The following is an 11,223-nucleotide window of genomic DNA, read 5'->3' as shown; positions in this document are numbered from 1 at the left end:
CTCGTGCGTCCGGGCGTCGGAGGACTCGGTTAGAGTCGTTCCCACACACCTGTGATGAATGGAGCCCGCATGCCGATCCCCAGTTCGCCCCCGGCGGCCGAGCGGCAGCTGCTGCGCGACACGGTCCGGGCGCGCATCCGCGACGCCATCATCGACGGCACGCTCGAGCCCGGCGAACGCCTGCACGACGACGAGCTCATCACCTGGCTCCAGGTCTCGCGCACCCCGATCCGCGAGGCCCTCGGCGACCTGGTCCGGGCGGGCCTGGTCGAGATGGCCCCCAACCGCTACACGCGGGTGGCCACGCCGAACGCCGACGAGGCGGTCGAGGCGGTCCAGACCCTCGGCGTGCTCTACGGCGGCGCCGTCCGCCTCGCGGTCCCCCGACTCTCGGCCTCGGTGCTGAAGCAGATCACGACCGCCATCGACGGCTGCCTCGTCGATCTCGAACGCGAGGACGGCCCCGCCCTCAACGCCCACGCCGTGGCCCTCTTCGCCCTGTACGTCGAGCAGTGCGGCAACAGCGCGCTCCAGCGGGTCTGCCGCGACGTCACCGACGGCCTCGCCTACAAGCTGCGCGTGCCGAACATCGTCGAGGTGCTGCAGTGGTCCGACATGCCCGAGTCGTTCCGGCTCCTCCGTCAGGCCACCATCGACCGCGACCCGATCACGGCCGAGCTCGCGGCGGAGGCGCTGCACGAGCTGCCCGGGGCGAGACCCGTCCGCTGACCGGTCCGGGGCGTCCACCGCGCCGACTACTCTTGTCCCGACCGATTGGACACCACCGCCGTGACAGACATGAGCCTCCGGCTCCCGACGACCCGGTTCCGGGCCGTCTTCGCCCTGGGCCCGCGGCCCGCTGCCGCCCTCCCGGTACCCACCACGCTCGGCAAGCCGAACCTGTACGGCGAGTTCGACGACGAGACGGGGCAGAGCACCCTCTACGTCGGGTTCGGCACCGGGCAGATCCATCTCGAGTCCGACGGCACGGGCATCGCCTTCCACTATCACGACGTCTCGGGCGACGACACCGACGTCAGCCCCTGGAACACCGCCGACACGCGCGCCCTGGTCGCGTGGTCGAGTCAGCTGCTGACCGACTTCCACCGACTGCTGCCCGCCGTGCTCGACGACGTCGACGACGCGGCCGCCTGGCATGACGCCGGCTTCGACCTCTGGGTCTGCGAGATCGAGGAGCCCACGAAGCTCGACCTTATCGAGGTCGACATCGAGGGCGAGCTGCTGACCCTCCCCTGGCTCGGCGCGGGCCACGTCGAGCACGACCACGTCGAGGAATCACCCCGCGGCGCGCGCGACGACTCCGCCGACGACGACCGCGAGCACCCCATCGCCCTCCTCTGGACCGCAGACCCCGGCAGCGAGCCCGATCGCGCCATCGCCGAGGCCTGGTTGCGGCCCGGCACCGAGCAGCCCGTCACCCGGGCGCTGCCGGGCGTCGACTGGGAGGCCGTCGGCTGGCCGGCGGACGAGGTCCTGTCGTGGCTCGAGGGCATCTACCTGAACCACCACGTGCTGCCCGACCCGGCGGGCACGATCCTCACCGGCGTGCTCGAGCGGCTCGGCGGCATCGACGGCACCGACTGACGGGCCACGGCAGGCCGGTTCGTCGCGACGCGATCCGCCCCACCCCTTCCTGAAGTCCGGAATTCGAGCCGCCGAACTTCTCTGATCAGGGCTTTCTCGCCCCTGAGGGCTCTCGGGGCATGGCAGGATCAGGACGTCCGTCGGCACCGCAGCCGCGCCTCCTCGTCTCCATCGCGCCCGGCTGCGCGAGCACGTCCGCGTGCGCCCGCTGAAAGGTCGTGCCTCCATGTCGTTCTGGACCCTCCTCCTGATCGCCGTCGGCGTCTCCGCCGACGCCTTCGCCGTGGCGCTCGGCAAGGGGCTGCACATGCGGCGCTTCTCGCTGCGCGACGCGGTCGTCATCGCCGTGACCTTCGGCGCCTTCCAGGCGGCGATGCCGCTCGTCGGCTGGCTGCTCGGGTCGGCGTTCTCGTCGTCCATCCGCGACGTCGACCACTGGGTCGCGTTCGGGCTGCTCGGACTGATCGGCGGGAAGATGCTCTACGAGGCGTTCTCGAAGAAGGCCGACGATGACGAGGACACCGACCGCCTGCGGCTCCGCGAGCTGATGGTGCTCGCCGTCGCGACCAGCATCGACGCTCTCGCCGTGGGCGTCACGCTGGCCTTCCTGCCGGTGTCGATCGGCGGCGCGGTCGCCCTCATCGGGGTGACGACCGCGATCGTGGCCTTCGTCGGAGTCGTCATCGGGCGGCGCGTCGGTTCCCGCTTCGGGCGGCCCGCCGAGATCGCCGGCGGGGTGATCCTCATCCTGATCGGCCTGAACATCCTCCTCGACCATCTGGGCGTCCTCGGCTGATCCGCCCGCTCATCGTCGGCACGGCACCCCGGCCGACGCGAGCACGGCCCGCAGTCGTGCGGGCTCGCGGAGATCGGACCAGACGCAGCGCACGAAGCCGGCCACGTCGGGATGCGCCCGGATGGCGTCCTCGCGCAGCCGCTCGTCGACGGCGACCTGCTCGGGTGTCCGGGGTCCGACGTGCCGACTCCGTGTGAAGCGCGCCGCCCCGTCGAACTCGAGCACGACGCCGTGCTCCGCGAACCAGAAGTCGACCCGGGGATCGAAGCTGCCGTCGGAGTGGAACCGGTGCTGGAGGACGGGCTTCGGCGCTCCGATGCGCGCGAGGACCACCCGGGCCAGACTCTCGCCGGGCGAGTCGGCGAGCGGAGAGGCGAAGGCGAGCGCGGACAGCGCGGCCACCCGCGACCGCGCCCGGGGCCGAGCCCTGATCAGGGCCTCCACATCGGCGACGGCCACGAGATCACGCCGGAGGAGATCGTCGAGGACGACCACGGTCTCGGCATGCTGCTGCGAGAGCGCCAGATCCGCCGCGGTCCGGGTCGGCGACGTCACCGGGACGCCCGACACCAGCCACGTGTCGAGCGGATCGAGCGTCTGGGCGTGCTTGACGACGTGCGCGGTGGCCTGCGCACGGATCCGCGCCGGATCGGTCACGTGCACGCGCGGCGGCCAGCCCCGCAGGCCCGGACACCGGTGGAGGGCCGCGGCCGTCTCGTGACTCGCGACCAGTCGTGCGCCGAGCCGGGGCATGGCCGCCAGCGCCTTGACGACGTGCCGTCGACGCGGCGTCAGACGGGTCCACTCGCCGTGGGTCACGTAGACGCCCGGGTGGACGGGACGGTAGCCCCCTGCTCCGACATGCTTCCTGAGGGCAGCGGCCTCGCGAGGCTCCATCTCGCTCACTCGATACAGGGTCGGAAACATTTCAGATGTCATGCATAGAGATTGTCCAATTGTCGCGAGCCACGCCACCGTCCCGACGCCCGGATCTCCGCTGAAACCAGGCAAAAGACGTCAAACCACCGACGGGGCGCTCGGACCGGACGCGGACGGCGCCCCTCGGCGACTCCCGGACGACGGACGGCCCGCACCCCCTGCCGACGAGACGACGAGGAGGTGCGGGCCGGGTGCCCGAGGAGGGCCTACTTCGCGAGGAACGCGAGCACGTGCTCGTTCCACTCGTCGCGGTGCGACACGGTGAGGCCGTGGGGTGCGCCCTCGATGACGACGAGCTCGCTGCCCGCGATGGCCTCGTGGGTCCGCTTGCCGCTGACCTCGAAGGGGACGATCGCGTCCGAGTCGCCGTGGATGACGAGGGTCGGAACGGTGATCTTCGTCAGGTCGTCGCGGAAGTCGGTCGTGGCGAAGGCCACGGTGCAGTCGAGGGTGCCCTTCGGCGACGCGCTCTCGGCGATGGCGAGGTTGTAGGCGAGCTGCTCGTCGCTGACCTTGGGCTTGTTGATCAGCGACGGGCTGCCGGCCGTGAAGAACATGGTCAGGAACTCCTTGAGGAACTTCGGACGGTCGCCGGTGATTCCGTCGTGGAACCACGCCGCGAGGTCGTCGTCCACGCCGCCGTCGGGGTTGTCCGACGCCTTGTAGAGGTAGGGCGGCACGGCGCTGGCGAAGACGAGCTTGGCGATGCGGTCCTGGCCGTAGCGGCTCACGTACCGCGCGAGCTCCCCGCCGCCCATGGAGAAGCCGACGAGCGTCACGTCGGTGAGGTCCAGCGTCTCGAGGAGGGTGTTCAGATCGGCGGCGAAGGTGTCGTAGTCGTAGCCGTTCCACGGCTGCGACGACTTGCCGAATCCCCGGCGGTCGTAGGTGATGACGCGGTGGCCCGCCGCGACGAGGGCGGGCACCTGCCCCTCCCAGGAGCGGCCGCTCAGCGGCCAGCCGTGGATGAGGACGACGGGCTTCCCGGTGCCCGCCTCTTCGTAGTACAGCTCGACGTCGGTGCCGGACGGGTCGGAGACGGGGAGGAGGGGCATGGGATTCCTTCGGTCGGTCGGATGAGACGTGTCTCGACCCAACACCCCGATCCTGAGGCGGGGCCGAGGCGACTCAGCGACGCCACCAGGTGTCGAACGGCGACGCCGGCACCCGGCGCTTGTGCTCGGTGGCGAGGTACCGCGTCTCGATGACCTCGGCCACGTCGTCCGCCACGTCGCCTCCTTCGAGATACGCGTCGATGTCGGCGTACGTGAGCCCGAGGTTGGCCTCGTCGGTCTGACCGGGGGTCTCGTCGAGGAGGTCGGCCGTCGGCGCCTTCTCGTACAGGCGCGCGGGGGCCCCGAGGTGCGCCAGCAGCGCCTTGCCCTGCCGCTTGCTGAGACCCGTCAGCGGCACGAGGTCGACCCCGCCGTCGCCGTACTTGGTGAAGAAGCCGGTGAGCGCCTCGGCCGCGTGATCGGTGCCGACCACGAGCAGTCGGCGCTCGCCCGCCAGGGCGTACTGCGCCACCATGCGGGTGCGGGCCTTGACGTTGCCCTTCGTGAAGTCGCTGAGCGCCGCCCCGGTCGCGTCGGCGTAGTCACGCGCGATGCCGTCGACGCCGTGCTGGATGTTCACCGTCACGCCCTCGGCCCCGGCGATGAAGCCGAGGGCGAGCTGCGCGTCGTCCTCGTCGGCCTGCACCTTGTAGGGCATGCGGACGGTGACGAGCTCGGCGCTGCCCCCGTCGGCGCGGACGCCCTCGACCGCGAGCTGGCAGAGCCGCCCGGCGAGCGTGCTGTCCTGACCGCCGCTGACGGCGAGCACGAAGCCGGCGGCGCCGGTCTTCTCGAGGTAGTCGCGCAGGAACGCGACGCGCGTCTCGACCTCGGCGGCCGGGTCGATGACGGGGCGGACGGACAGCTCGGCGATGATCTCGGCCTGGAGTGCTCTCATGCCAGAACGATACCCATCGCCGCCGGAGATGGGCAGACCGGGATCCGGTGCACCGGCCGAGGAGGCGCGGGTCAGCTGGATCGGCCCAGCGCGATGAACGCCGCGGCGACGAGTCCGAGTCCGGCGACGGTCATCGCGGCGATGAGGATGGTGAAGAAGAGCTCGGTCATGGGGGCCTCCGTGCGATCGGGTCCGGGTTCGCGGACGATCCTGTCATGGGCCGCATGGTAGAACGGTGGCCGGACCACCGAGAGGCACCTGTGCAGTCGACCCGCACCTCCTTCCGTACGACGCTCGGGCTCGCCGCGATCATCATGGCCGGCGTCGGGCTCGGGGGCTGCGCCGACTCCGCGGGCCCCGACGGACCCCGGGGCAGCGCCGGGGCGTCCGAGCTCGAGAGGCTCCTGCCGGAGCCCGGCGACGTCACGACCGCGAGCGGAGACGACGGCGGCGCCTGGGAGCTCGCGCAGGCCGCGTCGTCCGACGGCTCGCCCGCACCCTCGGAGCGCGAGTCGAGCTCCGGGTCCGGGATCGACGACGGCCTCGGCGTCTGCGCCATGGACTTCCGCAGCTTCACCGAGTCCGAGACCCTGCCTTCGGCGTCCGCCGTCTTCACGCGCGACCGGCAGCAGTTCACGACCGGCGTCGTGTCGCGCGACGACGCCGACGAGTACGTGGCGGCGCTCCGCGACGAGCTGGCGACCTGCCCCGAGACGACGACCGCGGGGGTCAGCGGCACCGAGAGCACCTTCGCGCTGACGCCCTTCGACGAGACCCTCGCCGGCTCGGCGGACGGCACGGACGGCGACGCGGTCTGCTTCACGTACGCCGCCTCGTTCGGTGGGGCCCCCGGCCGCGGTCACGCCTGCCAGGTCGCGCAGGGCGATCTCGTGACGCTGTCGTGGGTGCTGGCGCCGACCGACCGCGAGGCCCTCGACGCGGCCGCCTTCGCGCGCCTGGTCGACCTGTCGGTGGCGACCGCCGCCTCCTGAGGCACGCCGCGCCGTCGCGGTCCGGGTGGCGCGAGATGCGCGCACCCGCTTGACTGGGGGTCGATGACGCGCGACGCGTGTCGTCCAGGTCGAGCAGCGAGGCCCGGTCCCGTGAGCTCGACGTTCGACGACGAACGATCCGAGAGGACCCCATGGCCGCCAGCCCGGACGCCCCGAGCACCGACGACCTGACCACCCCCGTCTCCGCCAGGCGGTGGCGCATCATCGGACCCGGCCTCGTCGTCGCGGCCACCGGGATCGGGGCGGGCGACCTCGTCGCCACCCTGGTCGCGGGGTCGCGCTTCGGCTACGCGCTGGCCTGGACGGTGGTCATCGGCGTGGTCATCAAGATCGCGCTCGTCGAGGGGGCCGGCCGGTGGTCGCTGGCGACGGGGCGGACGATCTTCGAGGGCTGGCGGTCGCTCGGCCGCTGGACGAGCGTCTACTTCGGCGTGTACATCGTCGTCTGGGGCTTCGTCTACGGCGCCGCGGCCATGAGCTCGTCCGCGCTGCCGTTGCAGGCGCTGTTCCCCGAGGTCGACCTGAAGGTCTTCGCCATCGGAGCCGGGGTGCTCGGCGGCGTGATGGTCTGGTTCGGCCGGTACTCGTTCTTCGAGAAGATCATCGCGTTCTTCGTCGGTGTGATGTTCATCACCGTCGTGGGGTCGGCGATCGTGACCCTGCCCAACCTCGGCGACATCCTGGTCGGTCTCGTGCCGACCATCCCCGAGAACGGCCTGGTCGTGGCCCTCAGCGTCACCGGCGGCGTCGGCGGCACGATCACCCTCGCCGCGTACGGCTACTGGCTGCGCGAGAAGGGCTGGAACAGCCCGGGGTGGATGCGCGTCATGCGCCTCGACAACGGCGTCGCGTACGTGGTCAGCGGCGTCTTCGTGTTCTCGATGCTGGTCGTCGGCGCCGAGCTGCTGCACTCGGCCGACATCGCCCTGGCCGACGGCGAGGGCGGACTCGTGCAGCTCGCGGCCGTGCTCGGCGAGCGGTACGGCACGTTCATGACGTGGTTCTTCCTGATCGGGTTCTTCGCGACGTCGTTCTCGTCGATCCTCGGGGTGTGGAACGGCGTCTCGCTGATGTTCGCCGACTTCGTGGGCACCCTGCGCGGTCTCGACGCCGACGATCCGCGTCGCCGCATCGGCGGCACGTACTACCGGGCGTTCGTGATCTGGCTGACGGTGCCGCCGATGGCGATCCTGTTCCTCGACCGGCCCATCGGCCTCATCGTGCTCTACGGCGTGCTCGGGGCGCTCTTCATGCCGTTCCTCGCGATCACGCTGCTGTGGCTGCTGAACTCGTCTCGGACGCCCGCCGAATGGCGCAGCCGCTGGCTGAGCAACTCGATGATGACGATCTGCGCCGTGCTGTTCGTCGTGCTGGGGGTGCAGCAGCTCGTGACCGAGGTCGGCAGGCTGTTCGCCTGACCGCACGACGAGCGGAGAAGCCGAGGAGGCGCGGGTCGTGTCGACCCGCGCCTCCTCCGTGTTCCGATGCGACTAGTCCGCGGTGTTGAAGCGGATGGTCTCGCTGCCGTTGGCGATGTCGGCGCGCTCGCTCGTGACCGTGAAGGTCACGGGGTCGGTGCCGACCCAGCGGCGCACGGTCCAGGAGCCGTCGTACTGCACGGTCGCGACCGACGGCGCGGCGTTCGTGCCGTCGCTGACGGAGACCTTCGACCAGGTCGTGCCGGTGCCCGTGAAGGTCACGAAGCCGGCCGCGGTGTGGCTCGCGCCGTCGAGGGGCGACGTGACGGTCAGGTCACCCTGGGCGACCTGGTCGGAGTAGAGCCGAAGCGTGTGCGTCGTCTCGGCGCCGCTCACGGGCGTGTGGGTCACGGTGAACGAGATGAACCCGTTGCCGAGCCAGCGCGACGTGCTCCAGTAGCCCCGCTCGTCGACCTCGATCTCGATCGGCGCCAGGCCCGCCGCGGACAGCGTGACCTCGTCACCGGCGGTCCCGGTGCCCGCGATCGTGACGTTGCCCGGGGTGAAGGTGCCGCCGTCGGTGTGGCTGCTGATCGCGAACTCGCCGTCGCTCTCACCGGCGTTGAACTCGATCGTCTCGCTGCCCTGGGCGATTCCGGCTCGCTCGCTCGAGACCGTGAACGTCGTCGGCGCCGTGCCGACCCACCGGTTGACCGTCCACGAGCCGTCGTACTGCACGGTCGCGGTCGACGGTGCGGCCGTCGTGCCGTCGCTGATCGAGACCGTCGACCAGGTCGTCCCGGTGCCCGTGAAGGTCACCCAGCCCGGCTGGTCGTGACCCGCACCGTCGAGCGGCGCCGTGACGGTCAGATCGCCCTGGGCGACCTGGTCCGAGAACAGCCGCAGCGTCTGCTGCGTCGCATCGCCCGTGACGGGGGTGTGGGTGACGGTGAAGGTGATGAACCCGTTGCCGAGCCAGCGCGGGACGGACCACTCGCCCGCGGCGTTGACCGTGGCCTCCATCGGCGCCAGACCCGGCGCGGTGAAGGTCACCTCGTCACCGGTCGAGCCCTTGCCGCGGAACGTGACGTTGCCCGGGGTGAAGGTGCCGCCGTCGGTGTGGCTGTCGAGGCTGAACTCCTGACCCGAGACACCGGTGTTGAACTCGATCGTCTGCGAGCCGTTCTGCACGTCGGCCCGCGACGAGGTCACCGTGAAGGTCGTCTTCTCGGTGCCCACCCACCGGCGCGCCGACCAGGTGCCGTCGTACTGCACGGTCGCCGTCGTGGCGGGAACATCCGAGCCGTCGCTGATCGACACCGTCGACCACGTCGTGCCCTGGCCGGTGAAGGTCACCCAACCCTGCTGGGTGTGACCCGCACCCGCGGCCGGGGACGTGACCGAGAAGTCCTGCTCCACGACCGCGTCCGAGAACAGACGGATGTTCTGGATGGTGTTCTCCCCCGACGCCGCGGTCTGCGACACCGACATCGTGTAGGCCGCGTTGCCGAGGTACCGCACCGCACTCCACGTGCCATCCGACCGGACCTCCGTCGAGACCCCGACGCCGGTGCTCGGCGCCACCGTCACCGTCGCACCCGGCGTGCCGGTGCCCAAGAACGTCACATCACCCGGCGTGAACGTGTCACCATCGCCGAAGTTGTCGAGCGTGACGGGTGCGTAGGCCTGAACGATGGACACCGGAGCCGTGCCGGCCGTGTGGAACGCGCCAGTCGACGAGGTGCCCTCGTAGACGAAGCCCATGCCGGAGGTCGGACCCACTGCCGCGTCGTCCGCCACCTGGACGGCAGCCGTGTACCTGAAGTGCTGTCCACCACCGACGTTGGTCGCAGCGCGGGTTCCGGTCAGCGTCCTGCCGTCGTCCGAGATGCTGATGTCCGTCAAGCGGAGGTTCAGCCCCTCGTTCCACGCCTCGTCGTCGATGTACCGGTACTCGCCTCGGATGAGGGACTCCGATGCGAAGCTCACGCCCTCGGGCGCGGTCAAGGTGACGACGGGAGCGAAGCCCTCCCGTGCCGAGTCGTTCTCCACAACGAATGACAGCTCACCCCGCGCACCGGGCGTCAGCGAGGTCGACTCGACGTCCACCGACGTGAATCCGCCGAAATCGCCGGCGATCGAGACGGGAGCCGTGCCCGTCGCGCGGAACGCGCCCGCCGACGACGTGCCCTCGTAGACGAAGCCGAGCGCGTTGTCGGCCACGTCGGCCGCGTCGGCCGCGGTGCTGACCATGACGGTGAACTTGAACTCCTGCGGGCTGCCGACCGTGCCGGACGCCTTGGTCCCCGTGAGGGTCCGTCCGTCGTCCGAGATGGTGACGTCAGTCATCCTCATGTTGCCGCCGTTGTTCCACGTGCTGGTTCCCGTGGTGCGCCACTGTAGACGAAGCCGAGCGCGTTGTCGGCCACGTCGGCCGCGTCGGCCGCGGTGCTGACCATGACGGTGAACTTGAACTCCTGCGGGCTGCCGACCGTGCCGGACGCCTTGGTCCCCGTGAGGGTCCGTCCGTCGTCCGAGATGGTGACGTCRGTCATCCTCATGTTGCCGCCGTTGTTCCACGTGCTGGTTCCCGTGGTGCGCCACTCCGCCTCCACCGTGGTGTCCGGCGCGAAGGTCGTCCCCTCCGGAGCGGTGAGCGTCACCGTCGGGTTGAGTGCCGAACGGGCCTCGGTGTTCTCCACCACGAACGACACCGCGGTGTCCTCGCCGCGCTGGAGCACCGTCGGGGCGACCTCGACNTCACCGTCGGGTTGAGTGCCGAACGGGCCTCGGTGTTCTCCACCACGAACGACACCGCGGTGTCCTCGCCGCGCTGGAGCACCGTCGGGGCGACCTCGACCGCTGCGATGCTGCCGAAGTCACCGGGAATGGACACCGGAGCGGCGCCGGTCGCGTGGAACGCCCCGGCGTTCGAGGTGCCCACGTGCACGAACGACATCGCGAGGCCCTCGGGGCCCTCTGCGTCGAGGGGCGTGGAGACGAGTGCACCGAGCTTCAACCTCGACCCCGCGGGCAGATCGAACGACTCGGTCGTGGCGTCGAGGTCGTAGGTCACCGACGAGGCGTCGGAGGAGAGCACGCCGTTCCGCAGCCCGAATCGGTCGGACGACCGCCATTCGGACTCGCCCGCGAGCTGCCACGGCACGACACGGTCGTCGGCATCGGCGAAGGTCGTCCCCTCCGGTGCCGTGAACATCACCTTCGAGGTCATCGACGTCACATCGGATGCCGTCTCGACCACGCCGGAGACCTCGGTCTCGGCTCCCCGATCGAGTTCGACGGCCTCGACCTCGACTGCTGAGAAGTCGCCGGCGTCACCCGTGATCGAGACCGGAGCCGTGCCCGCGGCATGGAAGGCGCCCGCCGATGAGGTGCCCCGGTAGACGAAGCCGAGCGCGTTGTCGGCCACGTCGGCCGCGTCGGCCGCGGTGCTGACCATGACGGTGAACTTGAACTCCTGCGGGCTGCCGACCGTGCC

At 70.7% G+C, this 11,223-nt stretch carries 9 protein-coding genes; 5 read left to right on the top strand and 4 right to left on the bottom strand.

Annotation, left to right across the window (positions count from 1 at the left end):
• Positions 1 to 69: 69 nt before the first annotated feature.
• From ASF89_RS14355 to ASF89_RS14345, 3 genes are all read left to right on the top strand, one after another.
• Positions 70 to 729, top strand: coding sequence for a GntR family transcriptional regulator (locus ASF89_RS14355; protein ID WP_055801890.1), 660 nt, complete (start codon positions 70 to 72; stop codon positions 727 to 729).
• A 60-nt stretch (positions 730 to 789) separates the two neighbouring features.
• Entirely contained in the window at positions 790 to 1,605 is an 816-nt protein-coding gene (locus ASF89_RS14350) for a hypothetical protein (RefSeq protein ID WP_156463440.1), read from the top strand.
• 226 nt (positions 1,606 to 1,831) lie between these two features.
• A complete protein-coding gene (locus ASF89_RS14345) occupies positions 1,832 to 2,401 on the top strand; it encodes a manganese efflux pump MntP family protein (RefSeq protein WP_055816111.1) in 570 nt (189 codons plus the stop codon).
• 9 nt (positions 2,402 to 2,410) lie between these two features.
• Here the strand turns inward: ASF89_RS14345 and ASF89_RS14340 are convergent, their stop codons facing one another.
• The 3 genes from ASF89_RS14340 to nadE form a co-directional block, all read right to left on the bottom strand.
• Positions 2,411 to 3,307: a hypothetical protein gene (locus tag ASF89_RS14340; protein WP_156463439.1), complete on the bottom strand. Its 897-nt coding sequence runs from the start codon at positions 3,305 to 3,307 to the stop codon at positions 2,411 to 2,413.
• Between the two features lie 239 nt (positions 3,308 to 3,546).
• Complete coding sequence (locus ASF89_RS14335) at positions 3,547 to 4,395, bottom strand: alpha/beta fold hydrolase (protein WP_055816103.1); 849 nt, start codon at positions 4,393 to 4,395, stop codon at positions 3,547 to 3,549.
• Positions 4,396 to 4,468: 73 nt separating this feature from the next.
• The gene (gene nadE, locus ASF89_RS14330) at positions 4,469 to 5,293 is read right to left on the bottom strand and encodes an ammonia-dependent NAD(+) synthetase (RefSeq protein WP_055816100.1); all 825 of its coding nucleotides are present in this window, start codon (positions 5,291 to 5,293) and stop codon (positions 4,469 to 4,471) included.
• A gap of 260 nt (positions 5,294 to 5,553) precedes the next feature.
• Here nadE and ASF89_RS14325 point away from each other — a divergent pair, with 260 nt between their 5' ends.
• Entirely contained in the window at positions 5,554 to 6,285 is a 732-nt protein-coding gene (locus ASF89_RS14325) for a hypothetical protein (RefSeq protein WP_055816097.1), read from the top strand.
• A 152-nt stretch (positions 6,286 to 6,437) separates the two neighbouring features.
• Positions 6,438 to 7,724 carry an Nramp family divalent metal transporter gene (locus ASF89_RS14320; RefSeq protein ID WP_055816094.1) on the top strand — a complete coding sequence of 429 codons (1,287 nt, stop codon included), beginning with the start codon at positions 6,438 to 6,440 and terminating at the stop codon, positions 7,722 to 7,724.
• A 72-nt stretch (positions 7,725 to 7,796) separates the two neighbouring features.
• Here ASF89_RS14320 and ASF89_RS14315 read toward each other — a convergent pair whose 3' ends face one another.
• Positions 7,797 to 10,073 carry a hypothetical protein gene (locus tag ASF89_RS14315; RefSeq protein WP_055816092.1) on the bottom strand — a complete coding sequence of 759 codons (2,277 nt, stop codon included), beginning with the start codon at positions 10,071 to 10,073 and terminating at the stop codon, positions 7,797 to 7,799.
• Positions 10,074 to 11,223: the final 1,150 nt, after the last annotated feature.

Origin of the sequence: Frigoribacterium sp. Leaf172, assembly GCF_001424285.1 — a bacterium.
Lineage (GTDB): Bacteria > Actinomycetota > Actinomycetes > Actinomycetales > Microbacteriaceae > Frigoribacterium.
The sequence above is the reverse complement of the archived record's forward strand: the minus strand, read 5'-3'. Positions and strand labels throughout refer to the sequence as shown.